The organism is Streptomyces sp. NBC_00299 (assembly GCF_036173045.1).
Taxonomy (GTDB): Bacteria; Actinomycetota; Actinomycetes; order Streptomycetales; family Streptomycetaceae; genus Streptomyces; species Streptomyces machairae.
Window position 1 is genome coordinate 6,654,374 of the sequence record NZ_CP108039.1, and the last position, 19,184, is coordinate 6,673,557.

18 protein-coding genes and 1 tRNA gene are annotated in these 19,184 nt (G+C 71.8%); 8 read left to right on the plus strand and 11 right to left on the minus strand.

Annotated elements, in window-relative coordinates; genetic code table 11:
- Positions 1-31: 31 nt before the first annotated feature.
- Positions 32-769 (plus strand): TerD family protein, encoded by a 738-nt coding sequence (locus tag OHT51_RS29605; RefSeq protein WP_328881962.1) that lies wholly within the window; start codon positions 32-34, stop codon positions 767-769.
- 135 nt (positions 770-904) lie between these two features.
- Here the strand turns inward: OHT51_RS29605 and OHT51_RS29610 are convergent, their stop codons facing one another.
- Complete coding sequence (locus tag OHT51_RS29610) at positions 905-1,723, minus strand: TerD family protein (RefSeq protein WP_328881963.1); 819 nt, start codon at positions 1,721-1,723, stop codon at positions 905-907.
- 186 nt (positions 1,724-1,909) lie between these two features.
- Between OHT51_RS29610 and OHT51_RS29615 the strand changes: the two genes are divergently transcribed.
- From OHT51_RS29615 to OHT51_RS29625, 3 genes are read left to right on the plus strand one after another with little or no spacing between them, the layout of a single operon-like run.
- Entirely contained in the window at positions 1,910-3,079 is a 1,170-nt protein-coding gene (locus OHT51_RS29615; protein WP_328881964.1) for an HpcH/HpaI aldolase/citrate lyase family protein, read from the plus strand.
- Positions 3,080-3,132: 53 nt separating this feature from the next.
- The gene (locus OHT51_RS29620; RefSeq protein WP_328881965.1) at positions 3,133-5,790 is read left to right on the plus strand and encodes a phosphoribosyltransferase; all 2,658 of its coding nucleotides are present in this window, start codon (positions 3,133-3,135) and stop codon (positions 5,788-5,790) included.
- The gene (locus tag OHT51_RS29625; RefSeq protein WP_328881966.1) at positions 5,790-6,602 is read left to right on the plus strand and encodes an HAD family hydrolase; all 813 of its coding nucleotides are present in this window, start codon (positions 5,790-5,792) and stop codon (positions 6,600-6,602) included. Before OHT51_RS29620 ends, OHT51_RS29625 begins: the two co-directional genes overlap by 1 nt.
- A 566-nt stretch (positions 6,603-7,168) precedes the next feature.
- Here the strand turns inward: OHT51_RS29625 and OHT51_RS29630 are convergent.
- The 3 genes from OHT51_RS29630 to OHT51_RS29640 form a co-directional block, all read right to left on the minus strand.
- Positions 7,169-7,387: an FmdB family zinc ribbon protein gene (locus OHT51_RS29630; RefSeq protein WP_328881967.1), complete on the minus strand. Its 219-nt coding sequence runs from the start codon at positions 7,385-7,387 to the stop codon at positions 7,169-7,171.
- Between the two features lie 55 nt (positions 7,388-7,442).
- Complete coding sequence (locus OHT51_RS29635; protein ID WP_328881968.1) at positions 7,443-8,867, minus strand: hypothetical protein; 1,425 nt, start codon at positions 8,865-8,867, stop codon at positions 7,443-7,445.
- A gap of 74 nt (positions 8,868-8,941) precedes the next feature.
- Positions 8,942-9,715, minus strand: a complete 774-nt coding sequence (locus OHT51_RS29640; protein ID WP_328881969.1) for a DUF4097 family beta strand repeat-containing protein — start codon at positions 9,713-9,715, stop codon at positions 8,942-8,944.
- Positions 9,716-9,948: 233 nt separating this feature from the next.
- Here OHT51_RS29640 and OHT51_RS29645 point away from each other — a divergent pair.
- Positions 9,949-10,023 (plus strand) — tRNA-Val (locus tag OHT51_RS29645).
- A gap of 155 nt (positions 10,024-10,178) precedes the next feature.
- Here the strand turns inward: OHT51_RS29645 and OHT51_RS29650 are convergent.
- Positions 10,179-10,796, minus strand: coding sequence for a hypothetical protein (locus tag OHT51_RS29650; RefSeq protein ID WP_328881970.1), 618 nt, complete (start codon positions 10,794-10,796; stop codon positions 10,179-10,181).
- A 189-nt stretch (positions 10,797-10,985) separates the two neighbouring features.
- Entirely contained in the window at positions 10,986-11,327 is a 342-nt protein-coding gene (locus OHT51_RS29655) for a hypothetical protein (protein ID WP_328881971.1), read from the minus strand.
- Positions 11,328-11,440: 113 nt separating this feature from the next.
- Here OHT51_RS29655 and OHT51_RS29660 point away from each other — a divergent pair, with 113 nt between their 5' ends.
- Together OHT51_RS29660 and gap are read left to right on the plus strand one after the other, a co-directional pair.
- Positions 11,441-12,397: a GlxA family transcriptional regulator gene (locus tag OHT51_RS29660; protein WP_328881972.1), complete on the plus strand. Its 957-nt coding sequence runs from the start codon at positions 11,441-11,443 to the stop codon at positions 12,395-12,397.
- Between the two features lie 164 nt (positions 12,398-12,561).
- The gene (gene gap, locus OHT51_RS29665; protein WP_328881973.1) at positions 12,562-13,560 is read left to right on the plus strand and encodes a type I glyceraldehyde-3-phosphate dehydrogenase; all 999 of its coding nucleotides are present in this window, start codon (positions 12,562-12,564) and stop codon (positions 13,558-13,560) included.
- Between the two features lie 74 nt (positions 13,561-13,634).
- Here gap and OHT51_RS29670 read toward each other — a convergent pair whose 3' ends face one another.
- The gene (locus tag OHT51_RS29670; RefSeq protein ID WP_443052738.1) at positions 13,635-14,540 is read right to left on the minus strand and encodes a ketopantoate reductase family protein; all 906 of its coding nucleotides are present in this window, start codon (positions 14,538-14,540) and stop codon (positions 13,635-13,637) included.
- A 105-nt stretch (positions 14,541-14,645) separates the two neighbouring features.
- Here OHT51_RS29670 and OHT51_RS29675 point away from each other — a divergent pair, with 105 nt between their 5' ends.
- The gene (locus OHT51_RS29675) at positions 14,646-14,876 is read left to right on the plus strand and encodes a DUF2277 domain-containing protein (protein WP_328881974.1); all 231 of its coding nucleotides are present in this window, start codon (positions 14,646-14,648) and stop codon (positions 14,874-14,876) included.
- Positions 14,877-14,933: 57 nt separating this feature from the next.
- Here OHT51_RS29675 and OHT51_RS29680 read toward each other — a convergent pair whose 3' ends face one another.
- The 4 genes from OHT51_RS29680 to OHT51_RS29695 form a co-directional block, all read right to left on the minus strand.
- Positions 14,934-15,566: a hypothetical protein gene (locus OHT51_RS29680; protein WP_328881975.1), complete on the minus strand. Its 633-nt coding sequence runs from the start codon at positions 15,564-15,566 to the stop codon at positions 14,934-14,936.
- Between the two features lie 205 nt (positions 15,567-15,771).
- A complete protein-coding gene (locus tag OHT51_RS29685; RefSeq protein ID WP_328881976.1) occupies positions 15,772-16,392 on the minus strand; it encodes a DedA family protein in 621 nt (206 codons plus the stop codon).
- A gap of 255 nt (positions 16,393-16,647) precedes the next feature.
- A complete protein-coding gene (locus tag OHT51_RS29690) occupies positions 16,648-17,100 on the minus strand; it encodes a DoxX family protein (RefSeq protein ID WP_328881977.1) in 453 nt (150 codons plus the stop codon).
- Between the two features lie 92 nt (positions 17,101-17,192).
- The gene (locus tag OHT51_RS29695; RefSeq protein WP_443052597.1) at positions 17,193-19,142 is read right to left on the minus strand and encodes an FAD/NAD(P)-binding protein; all 1,950 of its coding nucleotides are present in this window, start codon (positions 19,140-19,142) and stop codon (positions 17,193-17,195) included.
- Between the last annotated feature and the right edge of the window lie 42 nt (positions 19,143-19,184).

Consider the following 19,184-nt stretch of genomic DNA (forward strand, 5'->3'; position numbering starts at 1 on the left):
ACGCAGGTCATCGTGGGACGTGGGGGGCGGAATGGGGTTCTTGGACGGACTCTGGCGGGGCCGGGCGGCCGAGTTCGACTCGGGCAGCGCGTCATCGAACTCGATCGAGCTGACGAAGCGGCACGACCGCGTCTCGCTCACCAAGCAGGGCGCAGCCACGGGGCATCTGCGGATCAACCTGACGTGGCGCATGCGCACGTCCGACATCGGCGGGTCACAGCGGGAGAGCCTGCTGCGGCATCCGTTCAAGGCGCTCAAGCCGCCGGAGGTGGTCGGACACAGCCAGAGCATGGTCAACGTCGACCTCGACCTCGGGGCGCTGTACGAACTCACCGACGGGACGAAGGGCGTCGTCCAGCCGCTGGGCGGGTTCCTGGGGGACGCCAACGGGCCGCCGTACGTGAAACTCAGCGGGGACGACCGGTTCGGGTCGGCGTCCGGGGAGACGATCTACGTCAACCTCGATCACCGGGAGAACATCAAGCGGCTGCTGGTCTTCGTGTACATCTACGACCAGACGCCGGCGTTCGACCGCACGCACGCGATCGTCACGCTCTACCCGAGCAACGGGCCCCGTATCGAGATCGGCCTCGACGAGCGGCATCCGCAGGCCCGGTCCTGTGCGGTGGTGATGATCGAGAACGTGAAGGGGGAGATCTGGGTCCGGCGTGAGGTCAAGTTCGTCTACGGCTTCCAGGCCGAGCTGGACCGGTTGTTCGGGTGGGGGCTGCAGTGGGGGCGCGGCTACAAAACGAAGGCGGAGCGCTGACGCCGGGCCTTGGCCAGTGCGCCCAGTAGCTCGGGGCTCGCCGTCGTGTCGCGGCTGCGGGTGTGTTGTGGCTGGTCGCGCCCGCGCGGCGGAGCCGCACATCGATGCAGCCCCGCGTCCCTTGGGGCGTTGCGGCTAGCGTCCGATGAACTGCGGGCCCTGCGGCGGCAGGCTGAAGCCCTGGGTCGCGGGGGCCGTCACCGGGGGCGGGTAGCCGTAACCCGACTGGGCCATCGCCGGCTGGCTGGTCGGTTGCGGGTAGCCGTAGGCCGGCTGGGTCGGCGGGGGCTGCTGCGGGGCCTGGGGGTAGCCGTACGACGGCTGGGGCGGGAGCGTCGTCGTGGGCTGCTCCGGGGGCAGGGGCTGGGAGATCTCCGGTTCGGGGACCGGCGTGGGCTCCTCGGCCATCTCCGACTCGTCCACCGAGATACCGAAGTCCGTGGCCAGGCCCCGCAGGCCGTCCGAGTAGCCCTCGCCCAGGGCGCGGAACTTCCAGACCTCGCCACGGCGGTACAGCTCGCCGCAGATCAGGGCCGTCTCCTCGCCCGTCTCCGGCTTGATGTCGAAGTACGCCAGCGGATCGCCGTCCGCGGCTGCCGCGTCGTACAGCAGGATGCGCAGATCCCGTACGCGGTCGAAGGCGACGCCGTCCGCCGAGGCGACCAGAAGAATCTGGCCGACGCTCGGCTCGACACCGGACAGATCTGTCTGGATCGTGTCGGTGAGGCCGTCGGCGCCCCGCTTCTTGCCGAGCCGCCAGACCTGCCCTGAGGGGTGCCGGGGCTGGTTGTAGAAGACGAAGTCCTCGTCGGAGCGCACGCGACCGTCGGGGCCGAGGAGGAGTGCCGAGGCATCGACATCCGGGACCCCCTGCCCGGGCGTCCAGCGCAGCACGGCGCGTACCGTCGTGGCTTCGAGCGGGACGTTCGACCCCTTCAACATCGCGTGCGTCATGCGATCATCCTGCCCTCTCCGTCCTGATCACGACAACGCGGGGTACACAGGCCGTGTGCGCCCGTGTTTGTCCGCGTTACCAGAAATTCATGCCTGTCGGGAACCCCTGACATGGGTATCTACGTACTATTACCGGCCACCTGTGAACCGGTCACAGGGGCCACATAGCCACCACGGGGGAGCTCTATGCGTCATTTCGGGCACATCGCCCCGGAGGTGCGGCAGCGCCTCTTCCACCGGGAGCCGTGCGAATTCTCCGCCGACTCTCCGGCCAGGCTGCTCTCCGCGGCCCTGGGCGCCACGCTCTACAGTCCGGCCACGCGACCGCGGCTCGCCGACGACATCGTCAAGCAGACCGGACGCGGCGTGGTCTCGATGGTGCTGTGCCTCGAGGACTCCATCCGCGACGAGGACGTGGCGGAGGGCGAGGAGAACCTGGTCCGCCAGTTCACCGACCTCGCCGGGCGCGAGGGCGCGGCGGATCTCCCGCTGCTCTTCGTCCGCGTCCGTACACCCGAGCAGATCCCCGATCTCGTAAGCCGGCTCGGACCCGCCGTACGGCTGCTGTCCGGATTCGTGCTGCCGAAGTTCACCGAAGAGCGCGGCATGCCCTTCCTGGAGGCCCTCGCCCTCGCGGAGGCCGAAAGCGGGCGCCGGCTGTTCGCCATGCCGGTGCTGGAGTCGCCCGCCCTGCTGTACCGCGAGTCACGCGTGGAGAGCCTGGAGGGCATCTTCCGCGCCGTCGACAAGTACCGGGAGCGGGTGCTGGCGCTGCGCCTCGGGGTCACCGACTTCTGCTCCTCGTACGGACTGCGCCGGGCCCCTGACATGACCGCGTACGACGTCCAGATCGTCGCCTCCGTGATCGCCGACGTGGTGAACATGCTGGGGCGGGCCGACGGCACCGGGTTCACGGTGACCGGCCCGGTGTGGGAGTACTTCCGCGTGCAGGAACGTATGTTCAAGCCGCAGCTGCGTCGCAGCCCCTTCCTCGAAGGGCAGGCCGAGGAGCTGCGCGAGGCCCTCATCGAGCACTCCATGGACGGCCTGCTGCGCGAGATCACGCTCGACCACGCCAACGGCCTGCTCGGCAAGACCTGCATCCACCCCTCCCACGTGCTGCCCGTACACGCACTGTCCGTGGTCAGCCACGAGGAGTTCAGCGATGCCAAGGACATCCTGCAGCCCGAGCGCTGCGGCGGGGGTGTACTGAGGTCGCAGTACACGAACAAGATGAACGAGGTGAAGCCGCACCGGGCGTGGGCCGAGCGGACCATGCTGCGGGCCGAGGTGTTCGGCGTGGCCAACGAGGACATCGGCTTCGTGGAACTGCTCGCCGCCGGAATCCCGGCCTGACCAGGCCGAACGGCCGCAATCAGCCGGCCGAACGACTGCTGACCAAGGGACGCATGAACAACGCAGTGAACGACGGGGTCTGGTCCGGGAGCTGGGTCGCCGAGCGGCTCGGAGTCCAGCTCGTGGGCGACGACGGGCTCACCCGGATGCTGGGGCTCGCCCTGCGCCGCAACCCCAAGCGGGCGCATCTGCTCGTCTCCAACGTGCTCGGCAAGCACGTACCGCAGTCACCCTCCGTGGTGTACGGCGCCGGCTTCGCCCTCGGACGCCGGGTGCGGGACCTGCTGGGCGCGGAGGAGGCCGCCAGGGCGGTCGTCCTCGGCTACGCGGAGACGGCGACCGGGCTCGGCCACTCCGTCGCCGACGGTGTGGGTCTCGCCCCGTATCTGCACTCCACGCGCCGCCCGGTCGCCGGGGTTGCCCGTGCGGGCGGCTTCGAGGAGTCCCACTCGCACGCCACGTCTCACTTGCTGCTGCCCGAGGACCCGGCGCTGCTGGCCGGTGACGGGCCGCTGGTTCTGGTCGACGACGAGTTCTCCACGGGGAACACGGTGCTGAACACCGTTCGGGATCTTCATTCGCGGTATCCGCGGCGGAGGTACGTCGTGGTGGCGCTGGTCGACATGCGGTCGGCCGCCGACGCCGGGCGGCTGGAGGAGTTCGCGCGGGAGATCGGGGCCCGGGTGGACCTGGTCGCGGCCGCTTCGGGGACCGTACGGCTGCCTGAGGGGGTGCTGGAGAAGGGGCAGGCGTTGGTGGCGCGGTACGAGGCGGAGAGTGCCGCGGGGGGTCGTGTGTCGTCTGCGGCGCCGTCGGGGCCGGTCGCGCAGTTCCCCGCGCCCCCGAACGGCGGCGTTGCCGTGACCGCGTCCGAGGAGGCGACGGCCGCTTCTGCGCAGAGCCTCGAAGCCGACGTGCACGACCACCCCCCAGGGGCGCGGGGAACTGCGCGACCAGCCCCCAACGGCCCGCACCCGGCAGACGAGCGCACCCACCCCCACGTCACCCGCGTCGACCTGGCCTGGCCCCGCCGCCTCCCCGACGGCGGCCGGCACGGCTTCACGCCCGTGCACCGCACCCGCCTCGAAGCCGCCCTCCCCGCCATGGCAGCCCGCCTCGCGGAGGCGCTCCCGGCCGACGCGCGGAGCGTCCTCGTGCTCGGGTTCGAAGAGCTGATGTACGCGCCCCTCAGGCTCGCCCGCGAGCTGGAGCAGGTCACCGACGCGGAGGTCCGCTACTCGACCACCACCCGCTCACCCGTCCTCGCCGTCGACGACCCCGGCTACGCGATACGCACCCGCCTCGTCTTCCCGGCCCACGACGACCCGGACGACGGCCCCGGCAAGCGCTACGCCTACAACGTCGCGGGCGCCGGCTTCGACGCCGTCATAGCCGTCGTCGACTCGACCGCCGACACCCCCGAACTGCACGCGCCCGACGGCCTGTTGGCGCAGCTCGCCCCCCACACCCCCCGCGTCCTGCTCGCGGTCGTGCCGTCTTACGTCCCCGAGCCGCCGCCGCGCCTCGCCGTTTCTCCTGGAGACACCACCACCATGCTGCCCGAGCCCCTCCGCGGCCCCGCCTTCTCCTCGTACGCCCCCGAGGAGGTCGGCTGGCTGCTGCAGGACCTCTCGGACGTGACGCTGGAGGCGCCGACCGAGGAACGCGAGGAGGCCATCCAGAGCGGCGGCGCGCACTACGCCGAGTCGCTGCCGGTGGAGTACCAGCCGAGCGAGCAGTACCAGGCGCTGTTCCACACGGCCCTGGAGGAGTCCGCGGCGCGACTCGCGCAGGCCGTGGGCGCCGTCACCGAACTCGTGCTCGCCGAGCGGTCACCGCGCCCCGTGCTCGTCTCGCTCGCCCGCGCGGGCACCCCCGTGGGCGTCCTCATGCGCCGCTGGGCCCAGTTCCGGCACGACCTCGAACTCCCGCACTACGCCGTGTCGATCGTGCGCGGCCGAGGCATCGACGCCAACGCCCTGCGTTGGCTGGCGCAGCACCACGACCCGCGTGACGTCGTCTTCGTCGACGGCTGGACCGGCAAGGGCGCCATCACCCGCGAACTCGCCGTGGCCCTGGAGGAGTTCGAGAAGTCCGACGGCGTCACCGGCTTCGACCCCGAGATCGCCGTACTGGCCGACCCGGGCTCGTGCGTGCGGACGTACGGCACCCGCGAGGACTTCCTCATCCCGTCCGCGTGCCTCAACTCCACGGTGTCCGGCCTGATTTCGCGTACGGTCCTGCGCGCGGACCTGGTCGGCCCGAACGACTACCACGGCGCGAAGTTCTACCGCGAACTGGCCGGCGCCGACGTCTCCGTAGCCTTCCTGGACGCCGTGGCGGCACGCTTCCCCGAGGTCGTCGACGCGGTCGAGGCGACGGCCAAGGAACTGCTGTCCGGCGACCGCGCGCCGACCTGGGAGGGCTGGGCCGCCGTCGAGCGCATCAGCGGGGAGTACGGCATCCACGACGTGAACCTCGTCAAGCCCGGCGTCGGCGAGACCACGCGCGTGCTGCTGCGCCGGGTGCCCTGGAAGATCCTGGCCCGGGCCGGCGCCGGAGCCGACCTGGACCATGTACGTCTGCTGGCCGAACAGAGAGGGGTCCCGGTGGAAGAGGTCGCCGAACTGCCGTACACCTGCGTGGGGTTGATCCACCCCAAGTACACGCGGGGCGCGACGGGTGCCGACGGCAAGGCGGTGAACGTCTGATGCCGGTACTGGTGGCGAGCGACCTCGACCGTACGCTCATCTACTCCGCCGCGGCCCTCGCGCTGACCATGCCGGACGCGCGGGCGCCCAGGCTGCTGTGCGTGGAGGTCCACGAGAGCAAGCCGCTGTCGTACATGACCGAGACCGCGGCCCAGCTGCTGACCGACCTCGGCGACGCGGCGGTCTTCGTGCCGACGACGACCCGGACCCGCAAGCAGTACCAGCGCATCAACCTGCCGGGTCCCGAGCCCAAGTACGCGATCTGCGCCAACGGCGGCCACCTGCTCGTCGACGGCGTCTCCGACCCCGACTGGAACGCACAGGTCACGGCCCGGCTGGCCGAGCAGTGCGCGCCGCTCGCCGAGGTGCAGGACCACCTCATGGCGTCGGCGTCCCCGGCGTGGGTGCGCAAGCACCGGATCGCCGAGGACCTCTTCGCCTACCTCGTCGTCGAACGCGAACTGCTGCCCGAGGAGTGGGTGAAGGAGCTCGCGGTGTGGGCGGAGAACCGCGGCTGGACGGTGTCCCTGCAGGGCCGCAAGCTCTACGCCGTCCCGAAGCCCCTCACCAAGAGCGCCGCCATGTACGAGGTCGCCCGCCGCACCGGCGCCGCCCTCACCCTCGCTGCGGGCGACTCCCTCCTGGACGCCGACCTCCTCCTCGCCGCGGACCGGGGCTGGCGCCCGGGCCATGGCGAGCTGGCCGACAGCGACTGGACCGCACCGGCGATCAGCGCGCTGCCGGAGCGGGGGGTGCTGGCGGGGGAGCGGATTCTTCGGGAGTTCTTGAGCGTGACTCGGGGAGACGAGTAGGGCGCGGGGCACCGCTGCGGGGCGGAGCCGGTGCCGGTGCCGGGAGTCGGGTGAGCCGGGTGGCCCGGGTGGGCGCCGCGGGGCCCGGGTGCGGTGTCGGCGCCGCGGTGGTGTGGTGGGGGCGCGGCGGCGCCGGGGTGGGGCCGGCGGCCGGCGGGTGCCGCGGCTCGCAACCGGAGAGCGCCTGCGGCAGGGCTTGCGGGCGCCTGCGGCACGGCGGTGTGGTGGACGACCGGGGTGAGTGCCGGGCGCCCTCAGGGCCGTACGCCCGCGGGGTCGGCGGCGTGGCGGCCGTCAGCGGGGCGGTGGAACCGAGGGGCCTGGCCGCCTCGGTAGGGGTCGCGCGGGCGGGGCCGGCGCCTCAGCGCGGCGTCCGCCGTGATCGTCCATCCTCGCCGTGGGCGACGCCGGCAGCAGCGTCGGCCCGACCGGCGCCGACGCGGCGCCCGGTCGCGCCAGTGCTCGCCGTAAGCGGCGTCAGCCAGGGAGCCCGCCGAAGTCGGCGTCAGTCCGGCCGCGGAGCCGTCCGAGCAACCCCTGTCATACCCCGCCCAGCCCGCGGCAGCTCAGCCGCAGCAACCCCCGCCGCAGCACCCGCCACCCCCGCCGCTCGGCTTCGGGGCTGCCGGGGCGCTTGCCGTGCCGCCGACGGCGACCGTGGACAGGAGCTTCACCGTGTCGTCATGCCCCGCAGGGCACGCGGCGGGGGCGGAGGACTCCGCCATCGGGCGGCTCAGTTCGAACGTGTCGCCGCAGCTGCGGCAGCGGTACTCGTAGCGAGGCATGCGCACAGGTTAACCGGCGTCCCGGGCCCGTCGTAGGGACCGAGCCGAGGCCCCGTCAGTGAGCGCCGCCGCGCTCCTCGCGGATCTGGGCGACGACCCGGGCCACCGTCTGCCGTACCGCCTCCGTCTCGGTCAGGAAGTGCCAGTAGTCCGGGTGGCGGCCCTCCAGAGTGCCGATGGCCCGCTCCAGCCGGGCGACGGAGTCGTCCAGCGGGCGAGCGTGCCGCGGATCGGGCGTATTCCGCCCCGCCATGGCCAGCCGCTGGGCGTCCCGGATCGCGAAACGGGTCCGGTCGATCTCCTGCTGCGGATCCTTCTGCACGGCGTTCAGCTGCCTCAGCCGGTCACCGGCGGCGGACACCGACTCGTCGGTGCTGTTCAGCAGCGCCCGCACCGTCGACAGCAACGCTGTGGCGTCCGGCCAGCGCTGCTCGTCGCGCGCGGCCTGCGCCTCCTTCAGCTTCAGCTCGGCCTGCCGCACGTTCTCCCCGGCCTGGTCCGGGACGCCCTGCAGGTCCTGCCAGCAGGCCACCGTGAACCGCCGCCGCAGCTCGCTCAGCACCGGCTCCACCTGCCCGGCACGCGTGGTCAGCGCCTGCGCGCGCGTCCGCAGCGACACCAGCCGGTGATCGATCTCGGCGGCCTTCTCCGGCAGCCGCTCGGCCTCCACCCGGACCGCTTCCGCCTCCCGCGCGACCCGCTCGGCCCGCTCCAGCGTCTGCGGCACGCCATGCTGCCCGGCGCCCTGGTTCAGCTTGGTCAGCTCCGGGGCGAGGGCGGCGAGCCGGGCCGCCAGGTCGTCCGCCTGGAGCCCCGATCCCCGTACGGCATCCAGTGCGTTCGACGCGGACAGCAGGCCCTGCCGGGCGCGCTCCACGGCCGGGGCGAGACGGGCCAGCTGTGTCTCGGCCTTGCCGAGCAGCGGCCCGAGCCCGTCCGTGAACCGATCAAGCTCGCGCTTGGCGTTGTCGAGCTCGTCCTTGGCCTTCGTCAGCTCCGTACGGGCATGCGCCGCGGCCGACGCCTCCAGGTCGTCACGGTCGAGGTCATGGGCGTCGACAGCCTGGATGTACTGGTGACTGACCTCGTCGATACGCCGCCCGAGCGCCTCGAAGTCGGTGATCGCCCGGCGGGCGGCCGGGGAGTCGTCGACGGCAGAGATCGTCTCGATCGAGATCCGCAGATCCCGCTGGGCGGTGTCCAGCTCGTAGAACGCGGCCGCCGCGGCATCCTTCGCGGCCTGCGCCTCGGCCCGCTGACTCTCGGCCCGCCCACCGAACCACCGCCTCGTACCCCCACCGGCGAACGCGGCGGGCAAAACGAGAGCGGCGACGAGCGGAAGCGCGATGAGGGCGAGGGTGTCGCGGACGGCGAGGCGCGCGCTCCGGGCACGACGTACGGAAAATGCGGCCTGCCGCGCGGGATGTACCTGCGCGCCCGGCACTGACGGCGAGTTCGGCTGCGGAGGTGTCGCCGTCACATCCCTCTCCCGTGCTGTCATTCACCCTGCCCGGTGTCATTCTCCCACCGGTTTAGGACGAACACACGGGCCGGTTAGTTCGCGGTTCGGACAGTGACTTTTCCGTCACCGGTGCGGGCGGAGACGACGTGGGAGCTGGTGTCGTCCCGGGGCACGGACACATCGACCGCGCCGTCACCGGTCTCGGTGGACACGCGGTACGTGGCCCGGGGCAGCTCGATGGTCACCGAACCGTCGCCGCTGCGGGTCTCCACCAGGTCCGGCACGGTGCCGAGTTCGAGCCGCACCGAACCGTCCCCGGTCTGCGCCTTGACCTGCCGCGAGGACACGTCGGACACACGCACCGACCCGTCCCCCGTCCTCAGGTCCAGCGGCCCGCTGGAGTCGGTGACCCGCACGGACCCGTCTCCCGTACGCACGCTCAACGCATCCCGGAACCCCCGCGCCCGCACGCTCCCGTCCCCGTCCTCGACCTTCACGGTGACACCGCGCGGCACCTCGATACGGTGCTTGGTCGAGCAGTTCGCGATCATGCCCGAGCACTTCTCCCGCAGTACCAGCCGGTCGTCCTCCATCGCCCACGTCACCTTCGGATCCGACCCGAGCGCGACCGACCCCTGGAACCACCGGGTCACCCGCACCGCGCCGGCCTTGTTCGTGTCGGCGGCCACGATCTCCAGCGCGGAGTCGTCGGAGTCGATGGTCAGCGTCCGCCCCTCCAGCGCGAACGACCGCCGCTCCGGCTCCTTGTCGTCCCCGGCGGAGGCCCCGCACGCGGTGACCCCACCGAGAAGCACCACGACGGCCCCGGCAATTACGACAGCACGGACGGGAACGGTACGGGCCATGACGATCTCCCCCTGGACTTCCTCGGACTTCCCTGGGACCGACCTGTTCGGTCCAGGGGTGCGGTGGTGGTTCGACCGTACGGACCCGGGGCTCGGGGCGGGATCCGGGCCGCTCCCGGATCCGTGGTGGGGATAACCCCAGGGGCTCCCCGGTCTTCGTGGCCTTCGCGGGCGTCCGCGATACGGGTTTGCGGGGCATGGCCCCTGGCAAGGTAGGCTGTCGAATCGTTCTCGGGTGCGTAGCTCAGGGGTAGAGCGCCTGCCTTACAAGCAGGATGTCGGCGGTTCGAAACCGTCCGCGCCCACCAGTCTCAAGCCCCAGCTCAGCTAGGGTTTCGCGGCCCCTCGGAGAGATCTCCGGGGGGTCGTTCTCGTGGCCGGGGTCCACACCGCCGGGCGTGCGAAGGCCCGGCCGCGCACGGGCGCGAGCCGGGCCGGTCAGCGACGGTCAGTCAGCGACGGGTCAGTAGTTCCCGTTGGAGATCATGTCCCCGTCCTTGCCGTACACCGTCACGAGCCCGTTCTTCGACTCGTAGCAGGAAGCGAACGCGGACGCGATCAGCTTGGCGTCGCCGGCGTTCTCGCTCATGAAGCCGCCGCTGTAGTCGGTGAAGACTTCGGCGGCGTCGAGGATGTCGTTGCTCTTGTCGGCGCCGGTCACCTTGGTGACGTGCCCGACCGCTGCCTTCTCGGCGCCGGTGCCGGACTTGCCGACGCAGTCCTTGAACTGCTCGGCCTGGCTCTTGTCGGCGGCCGGTGCCTCTTCCGCCGGCTTGGCAGCGGCTTCCTCCGCGGGCTTGTCGGCGGCTTCCTCGGCAGCCTTGGGCTTGTCGGAGGTGGCGGCGACTGCCTTGTCCTTGTTGCTGCTGTCGGTGGAGTCGTCGCCGCCCCCGGCGATGGCGCCGATCACGATGAGGCCGACGAACACGGCGCCGACGATGCCGAGGATCTTCCCGGTCTTCCGCTTCGGTGGCTGGGGCGGGGGAGCCCCCCAACCAGGCTGCTGCGGGTAGCCGTATCCGGGCTGCGTCGGCTCCTGTGGTGCCCCGTATCCGGGCTGCTGCGGGTACTGCTGGCTCATGTGCCCCCCTTGGCGCAATCTGCGTGGAGGGTGAACCTAACCGATGTGTGGGATGTGTGAAGGCGCTGCAATGATTCTGTGACCTATGTGAAGCACGGTCAGGAAATGACGAAGGCCCGCACAGTGGCGGGCCTTTGCTCCGCGGGCCGGTCATGCCCTGAGGGCTCCGTGCCGTCAAGTCCGGGCCGGCTACTGCTCGTCGGCCGACGGCGCGTGGGCGTGCTTCAGCTTCGTGCGGGCGTCCACGCGCTCTGCCCCCGTGACTTCCGACCAGAAGCGGTGGCCGCTGACGAAGACTGCGAGTTCGTGCTCGCGCTGCCGGAGTTTCTCCACCTCGGCCTGCTGGTCCTGGGTCCAGCCGGGCGAGGCGGGGCGCTCGACCTTGCGCCAGCCGTTGTCGTCGCTGAAGCCGTCCAGGGGTACGACCGACCAGGGAAGCTGCTTCAGGAGGGCCGACAGCTCGGCCCGGACCTGATGTAGCTCCTCCTGACCGGCGAGAAGGTCACTCGGAAAGTCATAGGGCGTAGCCACGGCTCAATGCTACGCCTGTTCGATTTTGGGTTGCGAGCGTCTTTGGGGGGTTCATGCGAACGGGTGGGACTGAGAGGTCAGTTGGCTGGTGAGCGCCCACGTAACCTCTTCCTGTGCCTGCCTCCCCTCTGCATCGCGTCGCCGTCCTTGTGCTGGAGGGTGCGAAGCCGCTCGATGTCGGGATTCCCGCGCAGGTGTTCACGACCCGCGCGAGCATGCCGTACGAAGTGCGGGTGTGTGGGGCTGCGCCCGGGCTCGTGGCCGGTGGTGACGGTCTGGCGTACTACGTCGAGCACGGTCTCGAGGCGCTGGCGTGGGCCGACATCGTCTTCGTCCCCGGCTACCGGTTCCCGGACCGCGACGACCCGCCGCAGGCCGTCGTCGATGCGCTGATCGCCGCCCACGAGCGGGGCGCGCGGCTCGCCGCCATCTCGACAGGCGCCTTCGCGCTCGCCGCTACGGGCCTGCTCGACGGCAGGCGCGCCACGACGCACTGGCACTACACGCGGGCACTGGTGTCCCGGCATCCGCTCGTCCAGGTCGACGAGAACGTGCTGTTCGTCGACGAGGGCAGCCTGCTCACCTCGGCCGGCGCCGCCTCCGGCATCGACCTGTGCCTGCACATCCTGCGCAGCGACCTCGGCGTGGCCGCGTCCAACCACGCGGCCCGGCGTCTGGTCGCCGCCCCCTACCGCAGCGGCGGTCAGGCCCAGTACGTGCCGCGCAGCGTCCCCGAGCCGCTCGGCGAGCGGTTCGCCGCCACCCGCGAGTGGGCGCTGCACCGGCTCGGCGAGCCCCTCACCCTCGACACACTGGCGCGGCAGGCCGAGGTCTCGCCGCGGACGTTCTCCCGGCGCTTCGTCGAGGAGACCGGGTACACGCCGATGCAGTGGGTGATGCGCGCCCGCATCGACCTGGCCCGTGAGCTGCTCGAACGTTCGCAGCGCAGCGTCGAACAGATCGCCGCCGACATCGGGCTCGGCACCGGCGCGAACCTGCGCCTGCACTTCCAGCGCATCCTCGGCACCACACCGAGCGAGTACCGGCGCACCTTCACCCGGGGCGAGTGACCCGTCCGCACCGCGTGGCGGAGAGTGGCGGGACCCTTTTTGAACCGTGTGGCGGGACCCTTTTTGAACCGTGTGGCGGGATCCTTTTGAACCATGGCGATCCCGCCACTGTCAGGGGCGCGAGCCGCGGGCGACCCTGGTGGCGAAGGGAAGGGACATCACTCATGACTCGCATCGCCATCAACGGTTTCGGCCGCATCGGACGCAATGTGCTGCGCGCACTGCTGGAGCGCGACAGCGCCCTGGAGGTCGTCGCCGTCAACGACCTGACGGAGCCCGCCACTCTCGCCCGGCTGCTCGCCTACGACAGCACGGCCGGCCGGCTCGGGCGCCCGGTGACCGTCGACGGGAACGCCCTCGTCGTCGACGGCCGGCGGATCACGGTGCTGGCCGAGCGTGAACCGGCGCAGCTGCCGTGGGCCGAGCTGGGCGTCGACATCGTCCTGGAGGCCACCGGCCGTTTCACCTCGGCGAAGGCCGCCCGCGCCCACCTCGACGCGGGCGCGAAGAAGGTACTCGTCAGCGCGCCGTCGGACGGCGCCGACGTCACGCTCGCGTTCGGGGTCAACACGGACTCCTACGACCCGGCCCTGCACACGATCGTCTCGAACGCCTCCTGCACCACCAACGCGCTCGCGCCGCTGGCCAAGGTGCTCGACGAACTCGCCGGTATCGAGCACGGGTTCATGACGACGGTGCACGCCTACACGCAGGAGCAGAACCTGCAGGACGGTCCGCACCGCGACGCCCGTCGCGCCCGGGCCGCCGGCGTCAACATCGTGCCGACCACGACCGGCGCCGCCAAGGCGATCGGCCTGGTGCTGCCGAACCTCGAAGGCAAGCTGTCGGGCGACTCGATCCGCGTACCGGTGCCGGTGGGCTCGATCGTCGAACTCAACACGACCGTCGCCCGCGACGTGACCCGCGACGACGTGCTGGCGGCGTACCGCGCCGCGGCGGAAGGGCCGCTCGCCGGCGTCCTCGAGTACTCGGACGACCCGCTGGTCTCGTCCGACATCGTGGGCAACCCCGCCTCGTCGATCTTCGACTCGGCCCTCACCCGCGTCGACGGCCGCCACGTCAAGGTGGTCGCCTGGTACGACAACGAGTGGGGCTTCTCGAACCGTGTGATCGACACGCTCGAGTTCCTCGCCACCCGCTGACCGGACGCGCTCCGGTCGGCCGTTCGGGCTGACCGGAGCGCTCAGTCACAACGGGGTGTGCGGCTGTACGGCGGCTAGTGGCCCGCGTCCCTCAACTCGGCCACCAGGCGTGCCGTCACGGGTGCCGGTACCGCGTGGCGTTCGGCGGCTCGTAGCAACGCCCCGCCGATCGCGTCCAGTTCGAGGGGACGGCCGGCCTCGGCGTCGCGTTGCATGGACGACTTGGTGGCGGCCGGGAAGGCGTCGTAGCGGGCGAGGGCCGCGGTCGGGTCGGCGGGGCCGCCGCAGGCACGGCTGACGGCTGCCGTCTCCTCGACCAGAGACGTCAACTCCTCGCGGTGGTGCGTGCGTACGTCGCCGAGAGGGAGGGCGTGGCGGGTGGTGAGGAGGGCGAAGGGGGCCAGGAAGGACATCTTCGCCCAGAGGGCCGCCGTCTCGTCCGGGAGGACGCGGGTGGTGGGGCCGGCTGCGTTCAGGGTCTGTGCGAGGGCTTCGAGGTGGTCGCGGGGGACTGTGTCGCCCGTCAGGTCGATCTCCGCGAAGGGGCTTGTGTGCTCGATCTCCCCGGGCGCCACCCGGGTCGACTCGACGCGGATGACTGCGGGGGCGACGCGGTCCGGGTCGTAGTGGGCGCGGAGGGTCTCCGGGTGTTCGACGCCGTTCAGGAAGGGGACGATCACGGCGTCGCCGAGCGCTGTGCGCGGCGCGCGGGTCAGGGCCGTACCGAGGGCGGTGGCCTTGACCGTGATCAGGCAGGCGTCGACGGGCTCACGGAGCTCGGTGTCCGCCTCCACCTGAGCCGTGAAGTCCCCGAAACGGCCACTGCGGACCTGGATTCCGGTCGTACGCAGGGCGTTGGCCGTCTCGTCGCCGGCCAGGCAGATGACGCGGTGTCCGGACCTGGACAGGAGCGCGGCGAGCAGGCCGCCTATGCCGCCCGGGCCCAGTACCGCCACCGTGCGTCGGTCGTTCGCCGTCATGCGATGCGCCGTCATGCGGTTCCTCTCGTCGGTCGGCCCCTCAGTGGTGGCCGCCTTGGGCGTGATCATGGCAGACATGGCCCTGTCCGAGGGAGACTGTTAGGCATGTGCCGCAGCATCAAGACACTTCGTCCGCCCGCGTTGCCCGAAGAGGCGACGGAGGAAGACATCCGCGCCGCCGCCCTGCAGTACGTCCGGAAGGTCTCCGGCTTCCGCGCCCCGGCCGCGCACAACCAGGAGGTCTTCGACCGCGCCGTCGATGTGATCGCCGAAGCCACGGCCGACCTGCTGGCCGGCCTGGAGATCCGGGGGCAGGCCGTCCGCCGGGCGGGCTAGAGGGTTCCTCCGGGGCCCGCCGGATCGAGGTGACGCGCCTTCCCGTGATCGTGGGCGTCAGTACCGCTGCGCCTTGGCGATCTCGGCGGTCAGGCGTGGCTCGGGGGGCTTACGGCTGATGGCGAGCGGTTGTGCCTTCTCGCCGGGTTCCAGGTCCTCCGCGCCCACGAACCGGGTCTCGGCGACCTTGCCCTCGGGGTCGCGGAAGTCGACCTGCACCGCGTAGGACGCGGTCTCGTCGGTGCGGTTGGTGATGTTCACGACGACGGCCAGCAGACCGCCCGTATCGGCACGCGGCTTTCCGGTGAGCGACACGTCCCCGGTGGCGTTGCCGCGGCCGTCGACGTCCTCGAGTTCCCGCTGGGCGGCCTGGTTGGCCCGCACGATCTCCGCCGACACCGATGCCTCGAACTCCGAGGCGCGGGCGGAGGCGGAGGAGGCCGCGGCGGAGGCCCGCTCGCGGGCGGATGCCTCGAGCGAGGAGAGGGCCGTGGCCGCCGTGCCGGAGAACGAGGCCGTATCGGGGGGAGTAGGGGTCGGCCTGGGAGAGGCGGCGCCGTCGCCGTCGTCGCCCCCGCCGCACGAGACCAGCGTCGCGGCACCGGTGGCCGCGAGGAGCAGTCCTGCCAGGGCGGAGCGCACGCGGGCGCGCTGCGATGGTCTCGTCGCCTTCGGCGCGCGGGCACTCATGCCAGGGGGTCCCTTTCCTCGCGGCGGCGGGGCGAGACGGACGCGAACCCATCGGTCGGCCTGATGGACATCGACCTGACTGACATCGACCTGGCTGACATCGCGCTGATTGACGTCGAGCGACCTGGCAGGCGGCGCTTGCCCCATTGCGTGGGATCCATCGTGCACGCGATGTGCTCGCGCGGCCACTCAACGTCACAGAGGTCTACGCCGGCCTGCGCCGCACCAAGTACGTCGCCACCGCTCCCGCCGCGAACAGCGCCCCCACCGACACCGCCGTCGCCAGCCACGTCGCTCCCAGCCACTGGGCGCCGAAATAGCCGAGGGCCACGCTGTAGACGGCCCAGGCGAGGCCTGCCAGGGCGGACCAGGGAAGGAAGTCGCGGGCGCTGCGGTGGGTGGCGCCGGCGCCGAACGAGACGACCGAGCGGCCGGCCGGGGCGAAGCGGGCCAGCACCACCAGGGCGCCGCCGCCTCGGGCGAGGGCTGTGCCGAGACGTTCCTGCGCCGATGTCAGGCGGCGGGAGCGGGCGATGGCGCGGTCCAGTCGGGCGCCGCCGCGCCAGGCGAGGCGGTAGGCGACCAGGTCACCCAGGACGGAGGCCGTCGCGGCGCACAGCGTCAGGGCCAGGATGTCGGGGACCTCGCCGGGGACCTGACCGGTCGCGGCACCCGAGCCGGCGGCCGCCGCCGTCGCCGCTGTGATCACCAGAACGCCGCTGGGCAGCACCGGTACGAACACGTCCAGCAGGACCGACAGGCCCACCACCACATAGATCCAAGGGCCCGCTGTCAGCGAACCCACGTCCCCGAGACCCTCGAGCACCGCAACTCCCCGTGTTTCCCCCCGTGGCCAGACCGTGCCGCGACGTCGCGGGGGAGCGGCAGGGGCGGCCTATGACAGCCATACAGCGTACGCCGGGGGTGTGACAGGAGGTTCATCGGGGGCTCGTGTGTTCGGCACAGCATGTTCACACGGGCGCAGAGAAGCGGTCATCGCAGCGAAGCGGCCAAAGCGAACGGCGCCCGCACCCGCGTGAGCCTCGCGGGTGCGGGCGCCGTCGTGCGCGAGCCGTGGCCGTCAGGCGGTGACCGGCGTCTGGTCCGGCGCCGTCCTGCCCTCCGTGCCGGAGCGCTTGGCGAACAGCCGGTCCAGCCCGAACGCGCCGGACCCGGTGAAGATCAGCAGGAACATGGCCCAGCAGTACATCGCGGCACCCTCGCCGCTGTTCTCGATGGGCCACAGCCCCTCGGGCTGGTGGACCTTGAAGTACGCGTAGGCCATGGCGCCGGAGGCGATGAACGCGGCTATGCGGGTGCCGAGGCCGAGCAGGACCAGGCTGCCGCCGACGAGCTCGATGGCGGCCGCGTACCAGTCGGGCCAGGCGCCGGTCGCGGCGGTCCCGCCCTTGCCGTCGACGCCGCCGAAGGCGCCGAGGAGGGGCATGGCGCCGTGGCAGGCGAAGAGCAGGCCGACGACGATGCGGAACAGGCCGATGGCATACGGCTGGGCGCTGTTGAGGCGTCCGGTCATGTGGGGGACTCCCTCGGTCTGAGGTGTACCGGTCCCATGGCGGGACGGGTGTGGGGACGGATACTGATCGGTAAGCCCCACGTTAGGTAGCCCTAATCAACACTTGCAAGTTCAACATTCGGCCATCGCGTCGCCTCGGTTTCCCCTCCCGGCCCAGGAACAACCGCATGTAGCACCGATCTGGCCACCGCGTCCGCATCCGAAAGAGTGACCGAATCCACACCCGGCCGCGCCCCGGCCGCCGTCACCCAGTGCACGCCCTCCGTGGGTACTCCGAACGCGAACCGCCGTTCGTGCGCGCGTCCCTGACGGTCGATCAGGCGGTACGGCCGCTGTGTGACGTCAAGTCCTCCCGTTTCGTAGCCATTCACGGTGTGCGGCCGGCACTGCCCGGTCTTCAGCAGTTGCGCCAGCAGGTCGTCGGCGCTGCGGCGCAGGTCAGGTTCCGGCAGCCGCGCCTCGACGAGCGCCGTCACCCGCACCGCCGAGCCCGGCACCTCGGGGGAGTGCGCCACCCACGCCCCCTGCTCCTCCCGCACCTCCAGCCGCGGCCCGAGCACCTCCACCACACCCGCCTCCATGAGCGCCACCAGCTCCTCCACGCGCCGTCGGGGCGGGCCGATGGAGAGGAAGGCGTTGAGCGGGGTGTACCAGCGGTCCAGGTGGTCCCGGCGGGAGGCGCCGGTGAGGCCGCCGTGGTCGACGACGAGCCGCAGTTCGTTGCGCAGGTCGCGCAGCACGTCGAGGGCCGACTTCAGCGGACCGTGCACATTGCCCCGGGCGGCCTGGGCCGCGTCCTCGCGCAGATACTCCAGCAGCCAGTCGCGCCACCGCCCCGGATCCGCGACGTCGCATCCCGCGTACGGCCGGGACACCCGGTCCCAGCTCCAGCGCTCACGCTCCGGAACGCCGAACTCGTCGAGCAGCAGGGCCTCTTGAGGCGCGCGGTGGGGGAGGGGCAGGAAGCGTTCCGTGAAGGCCGCCCGCTGTCGCGCCTGCGGTATCAGTGCCGCGTAGTACACCGTCTCCACCTCCTTCGCCACCAGCGGCCATATCTCCGCGAGGAAGTCCGGTGCCTCGCCCGAGTCCGCCCGCTTGCGGAAACCGGCGATCACCTCGGGCGTCAGGACGAGCGGGAGGTGGCGGCCGTACGCCCCCTTCGCGTTGTCGCCGCGCGCCTGGTACGGGATGCCCCGCCGCGAACCGGCGTACAGGCGCGGCTCGTTGCCGGACGGGACGTAGCGCAGACCCCGGCGGCCCTCGGCGCGGACGAAGCTGCCGCCGCGGCCCGTCGTCAACAGGGCCATGTGGTCGAAGAAGTTGAGGCCCAGGCCGCGCAACAGCACCGGTTCGCCGGGGGATACGGGTGAGAGGTCGATGTCGGCCGGGTTCGCGGGCGGCACGTAGTGCAGGCCGTGGCCTTCGGCGTACGCGGTGAGGCGGCGCTGAAGCGCGTCGGCGGCCGTCGGCAGATGCCCCTGCGCGAGGACCACGGCGGACAGTCCGGGCAGCACGCTGCCGTCGTCGAGGGTGAGGGCCTGGCTGCCGTCGGGGGCGTCGTCCAGCCGTACGGCGCGGGCCGCGTACGTCTCGACGTGCACGGTCGCCGGCGCCTCGCGGACGACCGTCGCGAACACCCACTCCAGGTACCGGCCGTAGTGGGCGCGGGTCGGGTACTCGTCCGGGCCCAGCGCGCCCGCCGCCCACTCGTACAGGCTGGGGCCGGGCCGGATCGGGCCCGAGCAGTCGACGCTGTCGTCGGTGAACAGCGTGACCTGCGAGGACACCGTGTTCATGAGCAGCTCGGGCGACTGGGCGGTCCGCCAGACGCGCCCCGGCCCGGGCGGTGCCGGGTCGATCACATGGACGGTGAGACGCGCCCCGGGGGGGAGGAGTTCGGGAGCGGAGGCGCAGAGGCGTTCCAGGACGCTGGTGCCGCGGGGGCCGGCGCCGACCAGGGCGACGGAGACCGTGGGGGAGTCCGGGGTCGGTGCGGAGGGCGGTGCAGACAAAAGGGTGACTCCCGGGCGTGTGGGGCGCATTGGAGCGAACCGCCGGGTGGAAGCGGACGGTCCGGCTCATCA